Here is a 19,866-nt window from a genome sequence, read left to right as displayed (position 1 = left end):
ACCGACGACGAACGCCGCATCGTCATGCGCAACCTCGGCTTCTTCTCCACTGCGGATTCGTTGGTCGCGAATAACCTGGTCCTGGCCGTGTACCGCCTGATCACCAACCCGGAGTGCCGCCAGTACATCCTGCGCCAGGCCTTCGAAGAAGCGATCCACACCCACGCCTACCAGTACTGCATCGAATCGTTGGCCATGGATGAAGGCGAGATCTTCAACATGTACCACGAGATTCCATCGGTGGCTAAGAAGGCAGCCTGGGGCCTGAAATACACCCGTTCGATCTCCGATCCGAAGTTCGAAACCGGCACCGTCGACACCGACAAGGAACTGCTGCGCAACCTGGTCGCCTACTACTGCGTGCTGGAAGGCATCTTCTTCTACTGCGGCTTCACCCAGATCCTGTCCATGGGCCGCCGCAACAAAATGACCGGCGTGGCCGAGCAGTTCCAGTACATCCTGCGCGATGAGTCGATGCACCTGAACTTCGGTATCGATGTGATCAACCAGATCAAGATCGAAAACCCGCACTTGTGGGATGCCGAGATGAAGGAAGAAGCGACCCAGATGATCCTGCAGGGGACTCAGCTGGAGATTGAATATGCGCGGGATACCATGCCGCGTGGGGTTCTGGGGATGAATGCGGCGATGATGGAGGATTACCTCAAGTTCATCGCTAACCGTCGCCTGTCGCAGATCGGCTTGAAGGAAGAGTATCCGGGGACGACCAACCCGTTCCCATGGATGAGCGAGATCATGGACTTGAAGAAAGAGAAGAATTTCTTTGAGACTCGGGTTATTGAGTATCAGACCGGCGGTGCGCTGAGCTGGGATTAAAGTCAGTACCACCAAAGAGAGCTGCCCAAGGGCAGCTCTTTTTTTGCAAATAGCATTTAGAAGGACACATCAGCAAATGGAACTGCTCTACGCCACGCTATTAATTATCACGATACTCGGAATGGCTGCCTGGATGTTTCTGGGTGGATTTGTCTTCAGAAATCCGTTCGTCCTCTACATCACAGGTTTTGTTCTAGCTCTCGTGGGTGGATATCTTTCCTATAGTTTGCAAGAGATCGCTGCTAATGGCGAAGCGGCTAAATACTTTACTGACCTTAAACTAGCCGCCGCACTTGTCAGCTACACCATCGCCGCAGCCGGCGGTAGTTTGATTGCAAGCGGTATTTTGTTGAAAGCCCAACATATGGCCAAAACAGACAAAATTTCTGCGAAGAGAGCAGTAAACATCGTTGCCAACAAAATTGAAATGATCCATCAGCAGGCGCTACAGCTACGGGATAATCCCACGGCGCTGACAATCGCAAAGCAAGAAGAACAGCGTCTCGACCTGCGCTTGAGGTTATACGAACAACGAACAGCGCTGGACAAGGCCCTTGAACGACTGGAACAAATGGACTATCCGTAAGGTTTGCCATTTCTTGAAGTACATCACGTCAAGCACCAGGCCCAGAAGGGTTCGGATCGCATCACCAATGCTGTAGCCTTGTGCCCCAATTGCCATCAGCGTTGTCACCGGTCGAGTGACCGAGAGGCTTTCACCGAGGGGCTTTACGCCAAGGTCGGAAGATTGGCACGGGAGTAGACTCCTGCTGTCACACCTGATGCACGCTCAAAAAAATACTAGATAGGACCGAGGCCAACCCGTGAACCCAGACATGCTCGAAGCCGGCCCCGTTGACGCCAAAGTACTCTCCGTCTTTGACTTCGACGGCACCCTGACCCACCACGACAGTTTCGTGCCCTTCCTCAAGTTTGCCTTTGGCACCGGCGAGTTTTATGGCCGGATGGTCAAGCTGGCCGTGCCTGGGCTGCGCTTTTTGGTGCGGCAGATCAGCCGGGATGAGTTGAAGGCGCAGTTGATCCGCACCTTTATGACCGGGGTGGAGAAGACGTGGGTGCAGCAGAAGGCCGAGGAGTATTGCCAGCGCAATTGGGCACGGTTGATGCGCCCGGCGGGGGTGTTGTCGGTGGAGCAGGAGTTGGGCTCGGGGGCGGTGGTGACGCTGTGTTCGGCGTCGCCGGCGTTGGTGCTGCAGCCGTTTGCCGATCGGCTTGGGATCAAGTTGATTGGCACTGAGCTTGAGGTGGTCGACGGGGTGTTGACCGGCAAGCTCACCGGGAATAACTGCCGGTGTGAGAATAAGGTGCTGCGGCTGGAAGCGGTGTATGGCGATTTGGGCGAGTATCGGCTGCGGGCCTGGGGCGATACGCGTGGGGATCGGGAGTTGTTGGCGGCGGCGCAGGATGCGCATTTTCGGCATTTTCATGCGAAGAAGAAAAAGCGGGCTCGGTTGCAGCGGTGATGCGGGGGGCGCAGAACCTGGCGGCGTTCGGCGGGGCAATGAGCCCGGTGATATGCGGGTATCTGCTGATCAACGCGGCGCCGGCCAGCATGTTCTATGCCTTGGGTACACTCACAGCGATAGGCGGGACCTTGTGCTTCCTCAGCGGACGACGGGTTGCAGGTTCTTGCTGATATTTGCGCGGGTTCCCGCTATTAATAGCGAAACCTCTCACGGACCCGAGCCCCATGAAATTCGACACGGCCTACAGCCTGAGTCTCGATGACAAGCTGTCGATCTACGACGTACGAGACCTGAATTTCGACGAAACCGCCGCCTACGATTCCGACCAGGACAGTTTCCTGTGCCCCAACGATGCCTGTCGTGCCGCCTTCGAAGCAGGCAATGTGCTGAGCACGTTCAACGCCAAGAACGTCAACTACCAACGCACCCCGCATTTCAAAAACACACCGAGCACCCGGCATATCGACGGCTGCCGCTATGCCAGCCTCCACAAGGGTGCAGCAGGCGAAAACGACGATGAGCGTGAGGACAATTTCCCATCGGAATTTGTCCTCACCCGCCGTACGTACGAGCGTAAAACCGCAGTGGCCGGCACCGAGGGGCTGGTCCCACAAGATTCAGCGAAAACACCTTCACCCCGCAGCGGCGAATCTGTCAGTTCGAGCGACACCACCCCGGACAAGACCAGCGTGTTCGCCCACCCGGTGGAATGTTTTGTGTCGAACATCGACGACAAGGAAAAACTCAAACGCATGCCGCTGAAAATCGGCGAGCACACCGCGACTTACGCGGCGTTTTTCAAGAAGATCGAATACCTGCAAGACAACAAGGGCCTGATCTACTGGGGCAAGGTCAAAGCGATCAAGGACTACACGAGCAGCTTTCGCATCGACTTCGAAAAGAAGGTGTGGCTCGACAAAAAGCCCTACTCGGTCAACGTCTACCTGAGCAAAAAGCTCATCGAGAACTACCGCAAGCGCAAGGCGTTCCTGGAGCAGATCAGGGCGGCGTCGGACAGTGAGCGGGCGTTGTATTGTTTCTTCTACGGGGTGACACCGGAGCTGAAACAAGTGCCCAGCAAGAAGAACCCCGAGCAGACCTTCGGGGTATTCAGCGCGAATATCGAGAACCTCGATCACCTGATCATTCGTGAGGCGCCAGGGTTGGAATAGTGGGTCGATAAGCATCCAGTTGATGAGCGGTCAAAACAACTGTACAAAAACACAGTATAGTTTGCCCTCCCCCGTCGAACCCTGGAGAAACCCCATGTCCTCCCTGGCAATGAGCTCTTTCGTAGAACAGCAGATCGTCCTGCACCAATTCACCGCCAAACACAGCGTACAGGCCCGCGCGATGCTGGGCTGGAGCCGCGACGAGCTGGCCCGCCAGGCGGGTGTGACGGTGGATGCCATCCAACAGTTCGAAAGCCAGGGCGATGTGGGTGATGAAACCCGCCTGGCATTGGCGTTTCGGTTGGAGGCGCAAGGGCTGGTGTTTTTCCCGGGGTTTGCGCCGGGGTGGGGCATGAGTGTACGGCGGTTTGACACCGCCCCTGCCGAACCCGCAGCACAAAACATTATGTCGCGGCTGATGGGCTCAACAGCGGCATCAATTGATTCACCAACGCCCCAGCCGAATGGTGCGTAGAGTCCAAGCGGATCACCGGACAGGTCAGTGCCGCCAACCAGGTTTCATGCCGACGCAGGCTGCGTAGGCTGTGGTTGCCGTTGTCGTAACGAGCGGCCCAGGCCAGGAAGGCGACGCTGTTCTCGTGGCGACTGCCACCTTCCAGGATTTCATCACCGTAGCGTTGCACCTCCCTCATGCGCAGACGGTGCAGGCGCACGTGCGGGTCGAGGCGCAGGAACACCACGTGGGTGAACTGCGCGATCATCGGGTCGCCCCAGCCACACAGTGAACCGGACAGCACCCAGCCTTCCAGGCCGACAGTCTGGTCCTGCAGCAGGCGGATGCGTTCATCCTTGGGCCGGGCAATGGTGAAGGGGGCGTCGGTTTGCTGCCAGTAGAAATAGTCGGTGTCGAAGTAAGCGACGTTCAGACTCTCCGCCAAGGCCCTGCCCAGGGTGGTAGTGCCCGCCCCCGCAGCACCGAGGATATGAATTCTATAGGCCATGGCTTCCCTCCCTGGCATTGCGATAACCCTGCGCCAGCGCGGCCAACGATTCCTTCGACCATCGCGCACCGTAGAACCACAACGTCCCGCCGTCATCGAGAGCCTCGGCGAACTTCGGGTAACCACTCCAGCAGGCAGCATGGAACGCAGCACTTTCACTGTCCGACACCAGGGCATCCAGCCGGTATTCATTCACGATTTCATCGATTTCATTATGGGTGTGCAGGTTGAACGTGAGGGTGCCGTCGACACGTTGCGCCGGCACGGGTATCAGTTGCGCCCCGGCCCGGCGCAGTACGTCCAGCGCACGCATGAAGGGCGCACGGTGTTGAATCGGCTCATGCCCATCGCCACGTCCATATCGGTCGGCATACCCCACGCGCCTGCCGGCCAACGCTTGCGTGGCCGCAAAGCGGCTGTTGTTCTGTACCAGGGGCACCTCCACCATCACCGGGCCCTCTGGGTCGATACCGCTCAGGGCAATCAGCGTCAACGAGGGATCAGGCATGGGTCTGATGGGAATTGCCGGTACGTTATACCCGGGGATCAGGACGCCACCCTTGGGGTGGGTTTGAGGGGGGGTATCGACATCAAACTCGATACTGCGGGGGGGCACTTGATCGGGGGAAGGACGGCGGCATGGAGATGCCGAATCGGTCATGCCCAAGAGCGCAGACAACGGCTGGCCAACCTGGCAAACCGCATCTGCTCGCAAAAACCATCTGCATATGCTGTCCATCGGTACGCCTCCCCTGAAAACACTTTCCAGGGATCATCGCATCCTTCGCCGGCGCCTGTCGCAGACCCGAAACAGCTTGAAAACTCCTTTTCCATTACCTCTGCGCCCTCAGCCCACAAGGTGCTCTTGTGCACCTTGGGTTTCCACTTCCAGCCACCATGCATACCCACGCTCCGGCTGGTTCAAGCTGAACGCCTGGCCCATCGGCGGTGTGGTAATCGACACATTGCGCTCCCACGCCAGCGCCATGATGCGGTCGAAAGGTTCGTGCCAGGCATGGAACGCCAGGTCGAAAGTACCGTTGTGGATCGGCAGCAGCCAGCGGCCCCTGAGGTCGATATGCGCTTGCAGGGTTTGCTCCGGCTGCATGTGCACATGGGGCCAGTCGACGTTGTAAGCACCGGTTTCCATCAACGTCAGATCGAACGGGCCGTACTGTTCGCCGATGCGTTTAAAGCCGTCGAAGTAGCCGGTGTCACCGCTGAAAAAGATGCGGCGCGTGCCGTCGATCATCACCCAGGAACACCAGAGGGTCTGGTTGGCATCAAACAGGCCGCGCCCGGAAAAGTGCTGCGCCGGCGTGGCGACAAAGCGAATGCCATCCACCTCGGTGCCTTGCCACCAATCCAGCTGCCGCACTTTGCTGGCGTCGACACCCCACTTGACCAGGATGTCGCCCACGCCCAGCGGCGCGAGAAAGTAACGGGTCTTGTCGGCCAGTTGGACCACAGCCTTATGGTCAAGATGATCGTAGTGGTTGTGGGAAAGAATCACCGCCTCCAGGGGCGGCAGCTCTTCAAGACGGATAGGCGGCTGGTGGAAACGCTTGGGGCCAGCCCAACTGAATGGCGAGGCACGCTCGGCGAACACCGGGTCGGTCAGCCAGAACTTGCCGCGCATTTTCAGCAACACGGTGGAATGCCCCAGGCGGAACACGCTGTGATCAGGCGCCGCCAACAATTGCTCGCGGGTCAGCGGTTGCACCGGGATCTGCCCCACCGGCCGCGTGCTGCGTGGCTTGTTAAACAGCATGTTCCAGAAGATACGCAAGGTCTTGCCAAAGCCACCGTGCTGCACGGGGGCCTCGTTGCTGTAGCGCCCCAGGTCCTGCTCGGCAGGCTTGGGCGCCGCAGGTGAAGACTTGAGGCGGGTTGAGATGGTGGCCATTACCGAGTGACTCCTACGATCCGCGCATAAGTTACACTGAACAGTGTAGTTTCAAGATTGCAACAAAATCCGCAGCAAGTAAACTACCCAGTGTAATTTACCCTCAAGAGCCGAACGCCACCCATGACTGCCCCTCAACGCCTCACCGACCGCAAACGCCAAGCCATCGTGGCAGCAGCCATCGTTGAGTTTCGCGATAACGGCTTCGAGGTCACCAGCATGGACAAGGTCGCCGCCACCGCTGGGGTGTCCAAGCGCACGGTGTATAACCATTTCCCCAGCAAGGAAGAACTGTTCGCCGAAATCCTTCACCAGCTCTGGGCCAGCAGCGTCGCCCAACTCGACGTCAGCTACACCAGCGAGCGCCCTCTGCGCGAACAATTGCGTGGTTTGCTGGAAGCCAAGATGAAGATGATGTCGGACACCAATTTCCTCGATCTGGCCCGGGTAGCCATCGCCGCCACCATCCACTCACCGGAACGCGCGCAAGACATGGTCACCCGCCTGAGCCAGCGCGAAGAAGGCTTTACCCAGTGGGTACGCGCCGCCCAGGAAGACGGCCGCCTCTCCTGCACCGACCCGGCGTTTGCCGCCCACCAGATCCAAAGCCTGCTCAAGGCCTTCGCGTTCTGGCCGCAGATCACGTTGGGCCAGCCGACCCTGGATGCCGCCCACCAGGCGCGCGTCATTGACTCGGCCATTGACCTGTTCCTGGCCGGCTATGAAGTCAGCGCCCCCCGCCCCGAGTAAAAACCGTTGCAGGAGCGACATTCCTGGTCGCTTTTGACGCATTCGCCCTCTGTTTTGCGCAAATGGCCTGGAAGGCCACTGATTATTCCCATGGGAATAACTGACAATATTCACAGGCCTTATCCGATCAACGGTCGATCCGGTGACCGCGCGCCGCGGTAAATGTGGAAAACAGCTGAACCAGGAATTTATGGAAAACAGACGAGGCAAAGGGCTCTCATTTGCCCGGCGTATCTACCAGCCAAGGATCATCGGCCTGGGTGTCGGCAGCATCAGCGTCACCGGCGCCCTGTACCCGCTCGCCATGCCGGGCTGGGTCTGGGCATTACTGCTGTTCAATGGGTTTGCCTGGGCGCACCTTGCGTACCAGCTGTCCACCCGCTCGCCGTTCCCTTACCAGGCTGAACAGCGCAACTTCCTGTATGACTCGGTACTCGGCGGGTTCTGGGCGGCGGCCACGCAGTTCACGCCGCTGACAGCCGTGACCATCCTGTCGATGATGACCATGAACAACGTCGCCGCCGGCGGCCGGCGCCTGTTCCTGCGTGGACTGCTCGCCCAGGGGCTGGGGATCGGCGTGGCGTGGGCGCTGTTCGGCATCCAGTTCAACCCCGACGTCAGCCTGCTGCAGGTCTACTCCTGCCTGCCGATGCTGACCCTCTACCCCATGGCCATCGGCATGGTCTGTTATCAACTGGCGATCAAGCTCTCGGAACATAAACGCGCCCTTAGTGCCCTGAGCCGCACCGACAGCCTCACCGGCCTGCTCAACCACGGCTCGTGGAAAGACCTGCTGCACCTCAAGTTCCACAAGTGCCAGCAGCAGCAAAGCCACGCCACCATCGCATTGATCGATATTGACCACTTCAAGCAGATCAACGATACCCACGGCCATATCGTCGGCGACACGGTGCTGCGGCAACTGAGCCTGGAACTGCGGCGCAACCTGCGGGAAAACGACCTGGCCGGACGTTACGGTGGCGATGAGTTCTGTGTGATTCTTCCGCAAATGCCTCTGGAGCAAGCGGCGCAGATCATGGAGCAGATGCGCGAAACATTCGGCAACTACCGCACCCCGCACCTACCGGAATTGCGCGTCAGCCTGAGCATCGGCCTGGCGGACTTCCAGCCGCGCTTCACCGACGCAGCCATGTGGCTGAACGCGGCGGACCGGGCACTTTATGCCGCCAAGGACACCGGGCGTAATCGAGTCAGTGTCAACGACGACCGGATAGCCTGTTCCGCCTGACGTTGTCCTACGACACAGGTCTGGATCCTCCGTGCAGCCCCGCACGAGATAGCACAATGCCTCCATTGGTCGCCTACCCAAAAATGGTCCTGCCCATGGGGCGAACTTCTTGTCAGGCTGATGACTCTTAACCCGTTGTTCCACCCCCCGCTGTCAGCACAAGGGAGCTGACAATGAGCAGGTCAACCGTAGGGCAAATGCCTTACGGAGGCAGGCGCCTATACATGGATCCTCCCAGACGCGTGCTTGCCCGAGCCCCCGAACATGTTATTCAACGCCCATAAGAAAACCATCGATACCCTGCAACACACCGTGGCTCACCAGGCCAGCCTGCTGGACGCCATCGAACGCTCCATGGCGGTGATCGAATTCGATCCGCAAGGCCTCGTGCTGCGGGCCAATGACAACTTCCTCAGTACCCTGGGCTACCGCGCCGAGCAGATCGAAGGCCAATCCCACCGGATGTTCTGCACGCCCGCCTTCGCCCGCAGCGCCGAGTACCAGCAACTCTGGGCCAACCTGCAAAAGGGTCAGTTCCAGTCAGGTACCTTTGAACGGGTGGGCGGCAATGGTCAGTCGGTGTGGCTGGAAGCCAGCTATACCCCGGTACGTGATAACGCGGGCCGCGTGATCAAAGTGGTGAAGTACGCCCTGGACGTTACCCCGCGCCTGCAGGCCGAAAGCGAGGCCAACGCCAAGTTGGAAGCCATCGGCCGGGCCATGGCCGTCATCGAGTTCAACCTCGACGGCACGATCATCACCGCCAACGCCAACTTCCTGCAGCGCATGGGCTACAGCCTGGCGCAGATCCAGGGTCAGCATCATCGTCTGTTCTGCACCCCAGAGACCGCCGCGAGCTCAGCCTACAGCGAGTTCTGGCGGCGCCTGAACCAGGGTGAATTGTTCAGCGGCCAGTTCGAGCGCGTGGATAAAAACGGGCGGCCTGTTTGGCTCGAAGCCAGCTACAACCCGGTGTACGACGCCAGCGGACGCCTGCGCAAAGTGGTGAAGTTCGCCTCGGACATCACCGCGCGCGTGCAACAACATGCCGCTGACGCGCAGAGCGCCGCCCAGGCCTATCACCTGTCGCTGCACACCCAGGACATGGCAGAAAAAGGCGCCGACGTGATCCAGAAAACAGCCAGCGGCATGCGTGAAATTTCCTCGGACATCGACAACTCCTCGCAACTGATCGCCAAGCTGGGCGAGCGCTCGCAGCAGATCACTACCATCGTCAACACCATTCGCGGCATTGCCGAACAAACCAACCTGCTGGCACTCAATGCCGCTATCGAAGCGGCGCGTGCGGGTGAACAAGGCCGTGGTTTTGCCGTGGTGGCCGATGAGGTGCGGCAGTTGGCGGCGCGCACCAGCGGGTCCACCACGGAGATTTCCAGCATGATCGCGGTGATCCAGGCTGAAACCCGCCAAGCCATCGACAGCATGGACGCGACCCGCGACCGCGCTGCCCAGGGCGTGGAACTGGCCGACCAGGCCGGTACGGTGATCCTGCAGATTCGCGAAGGCACCAGCGAGGCGGTGCACGCGGTGAGTGCGTTTGCCAATGAGCGGAGTGCCCACTAAGTAGGCCACGGGTTATTCATGTGTAAGACAGGTCGCCAGGACTATAGTGATTCACTGTCTTAACGTTGATGACCCGAGCCGACCATGACCCCCGACAAGCCCGAAACCGCCCCCGTCGATCACCTGCGTTTTCACCGCCGCCACGCCCACCTGGCCCCGACCTTCGGCAACGATACCTTTGCCCTCAAGGCCGAGGCTTTTGCGCGCTTCTTTGGTACACCGACCTTCCTCGGTGCGCAAACCGCGATCGTGATCTTGTGGGTGGCGCTGAACGTAACCGGCATCACCCACTTCGACGTGTACCCGTTCATCCTCCTCAACCTGGCCTTCAGCCTGCAATCCGCCTATGCCGCGCCGCTGATCCTGCTGGCCCAGACGCGCCAGGCGGCCCGCGACAAAGCCCAGTCCGACGCCGATGCGCAACACCGTGAAGCCCTGGCCATCGCCAATACCGAACGCCAGGCCCAGGCCGCGCAAACCACCAGACAGTTGCTCGAATTGCTGGAGCAAAACACCCGGCTGACGGAAATGACCAAGCAACTGACCGAACACATCGAAACCCTGACGTGCGAAATGCACGAGCACTATGTGCGAAAACCTCAATAACAACGCGAACTCCACGTGGGAGGGAGGTGTGTCAGGGTTTCATCTGCACATGCCGGCCCAACTCATCAAACAGCGTCACCACCGAGCGCAACGCGCGGCAATCGGGGCGCGTCAGCAGCCATAACGCGGTGTCGTGCCCGGCCAACGCGGGGCCCAGGGGTTGCAGGCCATCATCCAGCAGAAAGTCCGGCAGCGCCGCCACCCCCAACCCGGCCCGCACCAGTGCGGTCACCGACAACATGCTGTTGCAGCGATAGCTGGGGCGTACACCGGGCAGGTGTTCGCGGCGCCAGGTCACGGTAGGGTGGTCGGGCAGGAAGTCGTCCGGCGCGATCCAGGCCAGGTCCGCCAGTGAGCGTGCAGCGTGTTGATGCGCATACGTGGGGCTGGCACACACCTGATACGCCACGGCCCCCAGGCAACGGCCGACCAGATGCGCTGGCGGAGTCCTGGTCAGGCGCAGGGCGATGTCGGCATCGCGGCGGCTGAGGTTGGCGAAATCATTCGACGTGCTCAGCTCCAGGGTCAGCGCCGGGTAGTCCGGCATGAACTGCGCCAGCGCCGGCAGCAGCAGCTCTTGCAGCACTGAGTCGGTACAGGTCAGGCGCACCGTGCCGCTGATCACCTCGCCACCCTGCTCCACGCCGATGCGCGCCGCCTCAAGCGCTTGTTCGGCACGTTCGGCCTGCTGCGCCAGGCTATTGGCGAGGCTGGTGGGCAGGTAGCCGGCGCGGCTTTTTTCAAACAGCGTCTGGCCCAATGCGGCCTCCAGCCGTCGCACCGCGCGGAACACCGTGGACACATCCACCCGCAACAATGCCGCCGCCCGCGCCAGGGTGCCGCCACGCACCAGGGCGAGGATCAGCGACAGGTCGGGGTAATCGAGTTGATAGTGCTTGGCTGCATTGAGCATGTGGGCAAACGCCAATATTGATTGCGTGCACGCCAATCTATAGTGCGCATCAGGACACCACAAGCCATGGGACGCACACGATGAACGCCACCACCCTGCACCTCGCCCTGATCGGCGATTACAACCCCAATGTCATCGCGCACCAGGCCATTCCCGTCGCGCTGCAACGGGCCGGCGAAACCCTCGGTTTGCAGGTTCATCTGCAATGGCTCGACACCGACACCCTCACGCCCACCACAGCACTGCACGACTTCGACGGTTTCTGGTGCGTGCCCGCCAGCCCCTACCGCGACACCGACGGCGCGTTGCGGGCGATCCGTTTTGCCCGCGAACAGCGGCGACCTTTCCTCGGCACTTGCGGTGGTTTTCAACATGCGGTGCTGGAATACGCCCGCAACGTACTGGGCTGGACCGATGCCGAACATGGCGAGCTGGCGCCGGGCGCCGAACGCGCAGTGATCACCCCCCTGAGCTGCGCACTGGTTGACGCCACCGACAGCCTGCGCCTGACACCCTACACACGCATCGCCGAGGCCTACGGCCGTCTTGACATCGAGGAAGGTTACCGCTGCCGCTACGGCATCAACCCCGAATTCGCCGATGCGCTGCTCGAGCGCGAGATGATTCCCAGCGGGCATGACGCAGCCGGCGATCTGCGCGCGGTGGAGTTGCTCGACCATCCATTTTTCGTTGCCACCCTGTTCCAGCCTGAACGTACCGCCCTCAAGGGCGTCACGCCGCCTTTGGCGATTGCCTTGCTCAAGGCGTGCCAGGAGCAATACGCATGATCGCCAAGACCCCCGCCCCACCCTACTACGCAGTGATTTTCAGCTCATTGCGCACCGACGGCGATCAAGGCTACGGCCAGGCCGCCGCCCGCATGCTGGAGTTGGCTCGCGATCAACCGGGGTTTCTCGGGGTGGAATCGGCGCGTGAGGATGGCCTGGGGATTACCGTGTCCTACTGGAGCAGCGAGGCGGCGATCCTGGCCTGGAAGCAGCAGGCCGAGCACCGGGCGGTGCGCGAACAAGGACGCGCCACCTGGTACTCGGCGTTTCAGACACGGGTGTGCAAGGTGGAGCGGGCCTACACATTCCAAGGCCAGTAACCGTCGTATCGCCTGGCCCTCTGTGGCTAGCAGGCCTTTTGTGGTGAGCGGGTCTGTTGTGGTGAGCGGGCCTGCTGTGGTGAGTGGGCCTGTTGTGGTGAGCGGGCTTGCCCCGCGCTGGGCTGCGAAGCAGCCCCAATTCAGTTGACGCGGTTCTCCTGACTAACCGCAGCGTCTGGTTCAGGGGCCGCTTCGCGCCCCAGCGCGGGGCAAGCCCGCTCACCACAACAGGCCCGCAGCCCTAAAAAGCCGGCCTGCCACAGAACCCTCGCTCACCGCCTATGCCGCCTAGCTCACCAGGCTGCGCAGCGCACTGATCTGTGGAATCTCCACCCGTTTCATGTACACGCGCAGCGGCTCGCTGATGTTGATGCGGTCGTCGATATTCTGGTCGAGCAGCAACTGGATACGCTCGCGGGACAGGGTCATGGTCTGCTCGGGGGCCGGCAGCCAGACAAATTCAGCGGTGGGGATAATGCCGTCGTCGGCCACGTCCATGCCGAAGGAATCTTCGCTGAAACGCACGATGTACTGGCCGGTCTTGCGGTTGAGGCCAACAAAACCGTGGAGTTGGTCGGCGGCCTGGCAGATAAGCTCGGAGGTGATGCGCATGGTAAACCTCACTGAAAAGTCCCACAGGGACTGGAAAGATGGTTTACACGCGTGGCAGAAAATACCGTCCTCTGGCGGGGCGGCTGCGAGCAAGAGTACTGCAATGCCGCGCAAAAAAACCGAGAAAATTGGCACGTGCGCACGTTAATGTCGGTTTGGTGATAGCGCCTTTCGCAATCAATTGTTAAAAAGGAGGCCTTCTCAAAGCTACCTCCACGAAAGGACTTCGCATATGCCTGTCACGTTTTCCAAGAGCGCCCTGCTGCTCGCACTGGCGCTTGGCCTCGGCCAGGCACAGGCTGCCGAACCGATCAGCCCGGCTGAACTGGCGACAAACGAAGGCATTCCCTACCCCGCCGTGATCGCTCACCGTGGCGCGTCCTACGACGCGCCGGAATCCACCGCCGCCGCCTACAAAGTCGCGCGCGACCTGGGTGCCGACTACCTGGAACTGGACCTGCAGCGCAGCAAGGACGGCGTGCTGTTCGCCCTGCACGACAACAACCTGCAGCGCACCACCGACGTGGCCACCAAGTTCCCTGAGCGCAAGGACGCCCCGGCCAACGAGTTCACCTGGAAAGAACTGCAAACCCTCGACGCCGGCAGTTGGTTCAACGCCGCCTACCCGGACCGTGCGCGTCCAGGCTTCGTTGGCCTGAAGATCCAGAGCCTGGACGACATCATCAAGATCGCCGAAGGCAACCCGCAGCACAAACCCGGCCTGTACATCGAAACCAAGGAGCCCAAGCAATTCCCGGGTATCGAAGCCGACCTGAAAAACAAGCTGCTGGATAAAGGCTGGTTGAGCTCCGCCGGCTCCAAGCTGGGCAAGAGCAACACCGGCGTCGGCCAGGGCAAGGGTCGTGTGGTGCTGCAGACGTTTGAAAAAGACAGCTTGAAAGAGCTGCAGAAAGAGATGCCGAACACCCCGAAAATCCTGCTGTTGTGGGTTGGCCCGGGCAGCATCGAGCCGAAATCCACGCAGACCTTTGCCGAATCCGGCGAACCGACCAAGGCCGCCTATTACGCCAAGCAAGAGCCGAAAGACGCTGCCGAGTTCGAAAAGTGGGTCGACGAAGCCAAGAGCCTCGGCGCCATCGGCACCGGCCCATCGGCTGAGCTGACCGCCCATGGCGACCAGAGCTACACCGACCTGGTGAAACCTGAAATGAACAAGCTGACCCACGACAAGGGCCTGCTGGTACACGTCTACACCGTGGATGAGCCGGTCGATTTCGACAAAGTGATGAAAGCCGGCGTCGACGGTATCTTCACCAACCGCGCCGCCGAACTGCTGAAGTTCTACAAGCGCTGGCCGTCGTCCAGCGTGCAAGACCTGCTGAACGACTATAAGTACTGAGTGAGTCGGTCATTGGTGTCAGTGCGCCATTAAGGATGAGTTAAGTTGCGCCGGTTAATCTGGCGCCACTTAAACAGCTCACCAGAGAAGGATACACACCATGAAAACCCTGACCGCCCTGTTCGCCGCCACCGCCCTGACCCTGACCGCCGGCCTGGCCCAGGCCGATGTTCGCCCGGACCAGATTGAAGGCCTGCTCAAGTCCGGCGCCGTGATGCCGTTCGAGAAACTCAATGCCGCCGCCGTGGCCACACACGCCGGTAGCAGCATCACCGACACCGAGCTTGACCACAAAAACGGGGTACTGGTCTACGAAGTCGACCTGACCGACACCGCCGGCAAGCGCTTTGAAGTGAAGCTCGACGCCAAGACCGGCGCGGTGCTGGAAAACAAGCAAGACACTTGAGTTGAACCTCGAAAAAACGCGCCACCTCCGGGTGGCGCGTTTTTTTATGCGCAGCGCTAAAACGTCATATAACTGTCATACCTCCTTGCAATGATTCGCCCACGCGAACCTGTGAAACGTCCTACAGGCGCTTTCTCTGCGAGTCTCCATGAACCACAGCCTCGACCACAGCCACCAGGACTCCGACCTGTTTGGCTTGCTTTACGGTTTTCGTTTTCGTCCCGGTGAAAAGGGCGAACAGATTGATTCGGCCGCGGCCCTCGCGGCCTTGCAGCAACCCGCCGACCCGGAAGAGTTCCTGTGGCTGCACTTGAACCTGGCCCACGCCGCCTGCGAACGCTGGATGCAGGCCAACCTGGATTTACCCGAAGAATTCTTCGAGGCCCTGCACGAAGGCTCGCGCTCCACCCGTATCGAACACGTCGACTCAGCCTTGCTGGCGGTGGTCAACGACGTGGTGTTCAACTTCAGCAGCATGGTTTCGTCGGATATTTCCACGCTGTGGGTCTGCGCCCGCAGCCGGCTGTTGATCAGCGCACGCCTGCAACCCTTGCACTCGGTGGACAAGCTGCGCTCGTCGGTGAAGGCCGGCGAACGCTTTCGTTCGCCGCTGGAGTTGCTGGTGCACCTGCTGCGCGACCAGGGGGAAGTGCTGACCCAGATCGTGCGCAAGACCAGCATCAGCGTCGACCATATCGAGGACCAGTTGCTGTCCTCGCGCCTGTCCACCAACCGCGCGGAACTGGGGGCGGCGCGCCGGGTGCTGGTGCGCCTGCAACGCCTGCTCGCGTTGGAACCGGGTTCACTGCTGCGCCTGCTCAACCGCCCGCCGCAATGGCTGCAAAAGGAAGACGTGAAGGAGTTGCGCAAATCCACCGAGGAGTTTGCGCTGATCATCAACGACCTGACGGCGCTGGGCGAACGGATCAAGCTGCTGCAGGAAGAGATCGCCGCCAACCTCAACGAGCAAAGCAGCCGCACGCTGTTCACCCTTACCGTGGTGACGGTGCTGGCGTTGCCGATCAATATCATCGCCGGTTTTTTCGGCATGAACGTGGGCGGTGTGCCACTTTCACAGGACCCCGAGGGGTTCTGGATCCTGGTGGCGTTGGTCGCGACCTTCACGCTGATCGCCGGGCGCTGGGCGTTTCGCAAGTTTTCAAATTGAAATGCAATCAACGGTCGAATCGTCGCACCGCCCCTCCCCCATAAGGACTACGGTGTTTTGTAGACCAGTGGCAGATCCAATTACCTAAACAATGATTTGCGGCAGCATCGCTGTAACATTCTGCAATGAATATGAGCGGCATCCTCCCCACACGGATGCCCCGGCATGGCCACCCCTTCCCTGACTGCCTCCACGCACTCATCCTCCGTCGACTCAAAACCGCGCCTGGACAAGAAACCCGGCCTGGTGACGGTGATCGTTTTCTTCGCCGTGCTTGCCATGGGCCTGTTGTTTACCGCCTACAGCCTCATGCACGACATGCACGAAATGGGCGCCCAGCTCACCACGTGGACGCCGTTCCTGCTGCTGGGTGTGGCGCTGTTGATTGCCCTGGGTTTCGAGTTCGTCAACGGTTTCCACGACACTGCCAACGCGGTGGCGACGGTGATCTACACCAACTCGCTGCCGCCGCAGTTTGCGGTGGTGTGGTCGGGCTTCTTCAATTTCCTCGGTGTGCTGCTGTCCAGCGGCGCGGTGGCGTTCGGCATCATTGCCTTGCTGCCGGTGGAGCTGATTCTGCAGGTGGGTTCATCGGCCGGCTTCGCGATGATCTTCGCTTTGCTGATCGCCGCGATCCTGTGGAACCTCGGCACCTGGTGGCTGGGTTTGCCGGCCTCGTCGTCCCACACCCTGATCGGTTCGATCATCGGCGTCGGCGTGGCCAATGCCTTGATGCACGGGCGTGACGGCACCAGCGGTGTGGATTGGAGCCAGGCGATCAAGATCGGTTATGCGCTGCTGCTCTCGCCACTGATCGGCTTCGCCTTCGCCGCCTTGCTGTTGCTGGCCCTGCGCGCCTTTGTGAAAAACCGTGCGTTGTACAAGGCCCCCAAGGGCGACACCCCGCCGCCCTGGTGGATTCGCGGCATGCTGATCGCCACCTGCACCGGCGTGTCCTTTGCCCACGGTTCCAACGATGGGCAAAAAGGCATGGGCCTGATCATGCTGATCCTGGTGGGTACCCTGCCGATGGCCTATGCGCTGAACCGCGCCATGCCGGCCGAACAGTCGTTGCAGTTCGCCGCAGTCGCCGAAGTGACCCAGGTGGCGCTGATGAAAACAGCGCCGCGGGCGTTGGCTGGTGACCCTCGGCCGGTGCTGTCGACCTACATGCGCACCAAGGAAGCCACGCCCGAGTTGATTCCCGCCCTCGCCGCCCTCGCCGGCCAGATCGGTGACCAGGTCAAAGGCTACGGTTCCCTGGCCAAAGTCCCCGCCGAAGCCGTGGGCAACGTGCGTAACGATATGTACCTGAGCAGCGAAACCATTCGCCTGATGGACAAAGGCAAGGTCGGCAATTTCGACGCTGACACCCAAGGCAAGCTGCAACTGTTCAAGCAACAGATCGACGATGCCACGCGCTTTATTCCGCTGTGGGTGAAGATTGTCGTGGCCATCGCCCTGGGGCTTGGCACCATGGTCGGTTGGAAGCGCATCGTGGTCACCGTGGGCGAGAAGATCGGCAAGACCCACCTGACTTACGCCCAGGGCGCCTCGGCCGAGACCGTGGCGATGCTGACCATTGGCGCAGCGGATATGTTCGGGCTGCCGGTGTCGACCACCCATGTGTTGTCGTCGGGTGTGGCGGGGACCATGGTGGCCAATGGGGGGGGGTTGCAGATGCGGACCATCCGCAATTTGCTGATGGCGTGGGTGCTCACCTTGCCGGCGGCGATTCTGCTGTCCGGCAGCCTCTACTGGCTGTTCACCCAACTCTTCTGACCAACCCAAGATTGAAAATGTGGGAGGGGCTTGCTCCCCCCCACATTTGGATGTGTGTCCTGTCAGTTGTTGAAGAGTCCCGCCATGGCCTTGAGCCGCTTCTTGTACACCCGCCGCGCCTCCAGCGCCTCCTCCAACGTCACCGCCACAAACCCCGCCCGCTGGTTGGGCTGCATCTGCCCGATCAAGTCCAGGTCGGCACTGATCACCGTGCCAATCATCGCGTAGCCACCGCCGGATACCGCATCCCGATGCAGCACAATCGGCTCCAGCCCCGCCGGTACCTGTATCGAACCGATGGGGTAGCAACTGTCGACGATATTCGACGGATCCGACCCCGCGCCGAACGGCTGCTCACGCGGTTCAAAGCTCAGCGCACTGCCGCCCTTGAAGCGGTAGCCGATGCGGTCCGCCTCGGAGCCGACCGTCCACGGTTCGGCAAAAAAACTGCGCTTGGCACCCGCGGTCAAGCGCTCGTAATACAGCCCCGGCACCACGCGCAACGTGACATCGCCGCCCACCGAGCGGCGCAATGCCATCGGCAAACTGTTGCCTGCCCGCCCGAGACCGCTGGCGTCACCGATGGACAGCTCATCGCCTGCCTGCAAGCGTCGCCCGTGGAAACCACCAAGGGCGCCGAGGGTGTAGGTGGAACGGCTGCCAAGCACCAACGGCACATCAATGCCACCGGCGACGGCGAGGTAAGTGCGGGCACCGGCCTTGGGAAATTCGAAACGCAGCACCTGCCCGGCACGTACCTGGAACGCGGTGTCCTGATGCACCACTTCACCGTCCAGGCGCGGCGACATCAACGCACCGCTGAGCGCGACCAGGGTATCGCGCTGAAACTCCAGTTCCGGCCCGATCAAGGTGCATTCCAGGCCGGCAGCGCCTACCGGGTTACCCACCAGATGATTGGCCGCACTCAGGGCGTATTGGTCCAAAGCACCCGATGGCGGAATGCCCAGGTGGTAATAACCTTCGCGGCCCAGGTCCTGCACAGAGGTGGCGAGGCCGGGTTTGAGGACCTTGATCATGCCAGCGCCTCCTGCAGGGTTTTCGGATAGCCGATGGGGTCGGCGAGAAACGCATCGAGGGAAAAATCCACCGGGCGAATGCGCAGGTCGAAACGTCCTGCCTCCACCTCGGCAACCGCCAGGTCGTAGGCGTCCCGGTCGATGGGTTTGAATTGCACGATGTCACCCGGCCGGAAAAACACCATATGCGCCTTGAGGTAGGCCAGCTGCTGCGCCGGGTCGTAGATCGGTGCCGGGGTCACGCCAAACATCTGGTAGCCGCCGGCGCCGCGCACCGAGTAGATGCAGCCGAAGCAACCGCCATGGCCGAGGGTCAGCTTCGGCGTGTCGGTGCGCGGGCGCAGGTACTTGGGCACCTGCAACTGCCGCTCGCGCTCGACCATCTGGAACATGAACGGCAAGCCCGCGACAAAACCCACCATCGAGACAAACCACGGCGCACCACTGTGGGCGGCGATAAACGCTTCGACATCGGCCAGGCCATTGATGCGCGCGGCGTATTCCAGGTCGGTGGCGCCGGGGTCTTGATGGCGGTCGCGAAAGCGCATCAGGGTTTCATGGGTCCAGGGGTCGTTATAGAGCACCGGGATTTCGATGATGCGCGTGTGCAGGGTGCGCTCGGCCACGGCCTGGGCTTCGGCGCTCTGCACGGCGTCGAGCAGCACATGGGGGGCGATGCGGTCGGGGTCGAAGCGAATCTGGAACGAGGCATTGGCCAGGCACACATCCAGCACGCCCTCCAGCGCCAGGCGTTCCACGGCACGGGTCACGGCCATGCCCTTGAAAAAAGCCTCAAGGGACATGCTCTCGCTGACTTCGGCGAACAGGTGTTCATCACCGCCGAAGCTGTAGCGGATGGGGGACGTTTCAGCCATGTCTGTTCCTCTTGGAATCGTTATAGAAAGGCAGGCAAAAAAAGTAAACGTA

The 19,866-nt window shown here is 60.8% G+C and carries 22 protein-coding genes and 3 pseudogenes; 18 read left to right on the top strand and 7 right to left on the bottom strand.

All coding sequences use genetic code 11. The annotated features are described in order from the left end of the window. The 7 genes and pseudogenes from BLQ09_RS21360 to BLQ09_RS21335 form a co-directional block, all read left to right on the top strand. The coding region (locus BLQ09_RS21360) for a ribonucleotide-diphosphate reductase subunit beta (protein ID WP_092358462.1) at positions 1-837 on the top strand (837 nt) is incomplete at its 5' end. 76 nt (positions 838-913) lie between these two features. Next, positions 914-1,423: a hypothetical protein gene (locus BLQ09_RS21355; protein ID WP_092358460.1), complete on the top strand. Its 510-nt coding sequence runs from the start codon at positions 914-916 to the stop codon at positions 1,421-1,423. Then, positions 1,424-1,600: pseudogene (locus tag BLQ09_RS21350) on the top strand (HNH endonuclease); the annotation flags it as partial. A 73-nt stretch (positions 1,601-1,673) separates the two neighbouring features. Then, positions 1,674-2,321 carry an HAD-IB family hydrolase gene (locus BLQ09_RS21345; RefSeq protein WP_043293519.1) on the top strand — a complete coding sequence of 216 codons (648 nt, stop codon included), beginning with the start codon at positions 1,674-1,676 and terminating at the stop codon, positions 2,319-2,321. A 5-nt stretch (positions 2,322-2,326) separates the two neighbouring features. Continuing rightward, positions 2,327-2,494, top strand: a pseudogene (locus BLQ09_RS31690) (MFS transporter); the annotation flags it as partial. 54 nt (positions 2,495-2,548) lie between these two features. Continuing rightward, positions 2,549-3,496 carry a hypothetical protein gene (locus BLQ09_RS21340; RefSeq protein WP_092358458.1) on the top strand — a complete coding sequence of 316 codons (948 nt, stop codon included), beginning with the start codon at positions 2,549-2,551 and terminating at the stop codon, positions 3,494-3,496. 94 nt (positions 3,497-3,590) lie between these two features. Continuing rightward, positions 3,591-3,971, top strand: a complete 381-nt coding sequence (locus BLQ09_RS21335; protein WP_081744427.1) for a helix-turn-helix domain-containing protein — start codon at positions 3,591-3,593, stop codon at positions 3,969-3,971. Here BLQ09_RS21335 and BLQ09_RS21330 read toward each other — a convergent pair. The 3 genes from BLQ09_RS21330 to BLQ09_RS21320 all read right to left on the bottom strand — a co-directional run bounded on the left by BLQ09_RS21330 (position 3,901) and on the right by BLQ09_RS21320 (position 6,364). Further along, positions 3,901-4,458 (bottom strand): AAA family ATPase, encoded by a 558-nt coding sequence (locus BLQ09_RS21330; RefSeq protein WP_027605643.1) that lies wholly within the window; start codon positions 4,456-4,458, stop codon positions 3,901-3,903. The genes BLQ09_RS21335 and BLQ09_RS21330 overlap by 71 nt on opposite strands. After that, positions 4,448-4,966 carry a hypothetical protein gene (locus BLQ09_RS21325; RefSeq protein WP_043293518.1) on the bottom strand — a complete coding sequence of 173 codons (519 nt, stop codon included), beginning with the start codon at positions 4,964-4,966 and terminating at the stop codon, positions 4,448-4,450. The genes BLQ09_RS21330 and BLQ09_RS21325 overlap by 11 nt, the downstream gene beginning before the upstream one ends. Positions 4,967-5,305: 339 nt before the next feature. After that, positions 5,306-6,364, bottom strand: a complete 1,059-nt coding sequence (locus tag BLQ09_RS21320; RefSeq protein ID WP_092358456.1) for an MBL fold metallo-hydrolase — start codon at positions 6,362-6,364, stop codon at positions 5,306-5,308. Positions 6,365-6,487: 123 nt separating this feature from the next. Between BLQ09_RS21320 and BLQ09_RS21315 the strand changes: the two genes are divergently transcribed. The 5 genes and pseudogenes from BLQ09_RS21315 (at position 6,488) to BLQ09_RS21300 (ending at position 10,553) form a co-directional block, all read left to right on the top strand. Continuing rightward, on the top strand, positions 6,488-7,114 hold the full coding sequence (locus tag BLQ09_RS21315) for a TetR/AcrR family transcriptional regulator (RefSeq protein WP_092358454.1): 627 nt from the start codon (positions 6,488-6,490) through the stop codon (positions 7,112-7,114). Between the two features lie 190 nt (positions 7,115-7,304). After that, positions 7,305-8,363, top strand: a complete 1,059-nt coding sequence (locus tag BLQ09_RS21310) for a diguanylate cyclase (protein WP_027605640.1) — start codon at positions 7,305-7,307, stop codon at positions 8,361-8,363. A gap of 264 nt (positions 8,364-8,627) precedes the next feature. Then, positions 8,628-9,398, top strand: a pseudogene (locus BLQ09_RS31980) (PAS domain-containing protein); the annotation flags it as partial. 69 nt (positions 9,399-9,467) lie between these two features. Continuing rightward, positions 9,468-9,947 (top strand): methyl-accepting chemotaxis protein, encoded by a 480-nt coding sequence (locus BLQ09_RS31975; protein ID WP_371914537.1) that lies wholly within the window; start codon positions 9,468-9,470, stop codon positions 9,945-9,947. 84 nt (positions 9,948-10,031) lie between these two features. Next, entirely contained in the window at positions 10,032-10,553 is a 522-nt protein-coding gene (locus tag BLQ09_RS21300; protein ID WP_092358450.1) for a DUF1003 domain-containing protein, read from the top strand. Between the two features lie 31 nt (positions 10,554-10,584). Here BLQ09_RS21300 and BLQ09_RS21295 read toward each other — a convergent pair whose 3' ends face one another. Continuing rightward, entirely contained in the window at positions 10,585-11,466 is an 882-nt protein-coding gene (locus tag BLQ09_RS21295; protein ID WP_092358448.1) for a LysR family transcriptional regulator, read from the bottom strand. Between the two features lie 80 nt (positions 11,467-11,546). On the opposite strand from BLQ09_RS21295, the gene BLQ09_RS21290 reads away from it, so the two are divergent. Both BLQ09_RS21290 and BLQ09_RS21285 read left to right on the top strand, forming a co-directional pair. Continuing rightward, complete coding sequence (locus tag BLQ09_RS21290) at positions 11,547-12,254, top strand: CTP synthase C-terminal region-related (seleno)protein (protein ID WP_092358446.1); 708 nt, start codon at positions 11,547-11,549, stop codon at positions 12,252-12,254. Then, the gene (locus BLQ09_RS21285; protein WP_027605635.1) at positions 12,251-12,574 is read left to right on the top strand and encodes an antibiotic biosynthesis monooxygenase family protein; all 324 of its coding nucleotides are present in this window, start codon (positions 12,251-12,253) and stop codon (positions 12,572-12,574) included. The genes BLQ09_RS21290 and BLQ09_RS21285 overlap by 4 nt, the downstream gene beginning before the upstream one ends. Positions 12,575-12,862: 288 nt before the next feature. Here the strand turns inward: BLQ09_RS21285 and BLQ09_RS21280 are convergent, their stop codons facing one another. Further along, positions 12,863-13,186, bottom strand: a complete 324-nt coding sequence (locus BLQ09_RS21280) for a DUF2025 family protein (protein WP_027605634.1) — start codon at positions 13,184-13,186, stop codon at positions 12,863-12,865. A 232-nt stretch (positions 13,187-13,418) separates the two neighbouring features. Here BLQ09_RS21280 and BLQ09_RS21275 point away from each other — a divergent pair, with 232 nt between their 5' ends. From BLQ09_RS21275 to BLQ09_RS21260, 4 genes are all read left to right on the top strand, one after another. Next, positions 13,419-14,546 (top strand): glycerophosphodiester phosphodiesterase family protein, encoded by a 1,128-nt coding sequence (locus BLQ09_RS21275; protein ID WP_092358444.1) that lies wholly within the window; start codon positions 13,419-13,421, stop codon positions 14,544-14,546. 100 nt (positions 14,547-14,646) lie between these two features. After that, positions 14,647-14,952, top strand: coding sequence for a PepSY domain-containing protein (locus BLQ09_RS21270; protein ID WP_027605632.1), 306 nt, complete (start codon positions 14,647-14,649; stop codon positions 14,950-14,952). A gap of 148 nt (positions 14,953-15,100) precedes the next feature. Then, entirely contained in the window at positions 15,101-16,120 is a 1,020-nt protein-coding gene (locus tag BLQ09_RS21265; RefSeq protein ID WP_027605631.1) for a transporter, read from the top strand. Between the two features lie 165 nt (positions 16,121-16,285). Then, positions 16,286-17,902, top strand: coding sequence for an inorganic phosphate transporter (locus tag BLQ09_RS21260; protein ID WP_027605630.1), 1,617 nt, complete (start codon positions 16,286-16,288; stop codon positions 17,900-17,902). Positions 17,903-17,964: 62 nt separating this feature from the next. Here the strand turns inward: BLQ09_RS21260 and BLQ09_RS21255 are convergent, their stop codons facing one another. After that, complete coding sequence (locus tag BLQ09_RS21255) at positions 17,965-18,939, bottom strand: 5-oxoprolinase subunit C family protein (RefSeq protein WP_092358442.1); 975 nt, start codon at positions 18,937-18,939, stop codon at positions 17,965-17,967. Further along, the gene (locus BLQ09_RS21250) at positions 18,936-19,814 is read right to left on the bottom strand and encodes a 5-oxoprolinase subunit B family protein (protein ID WP_027605628.1); all 879 of its coding nucleotides are present in this window, start codon (positions 19,812-19,814) and stop codon (positions 18,936-18,938) included. Before BLQ09_RS21250 ends, BLQ09_RS21255 begins: the two co-directional genes overlap by 4 nt. Between the last annotated feature and the right edge of the window lie 52 nt (positions 19,815-19,866).

The organism is Pseudomonas sp. NFACC25 (assembly GCF_900100935.1).
Taxonomy (GTDB): Bacteria; Pseudomonadota; Gammaproteobacteria; order Pseudomonadales; family Pseudomonadaceae; genus Aquipseudomonas; species Aquipseudomonas marginalis.
The sequence above is the reverse complement of the archived record's forward strand: the minus strand, read 5'-3'. Positions and strand labels throughout refer to the sequence as shown.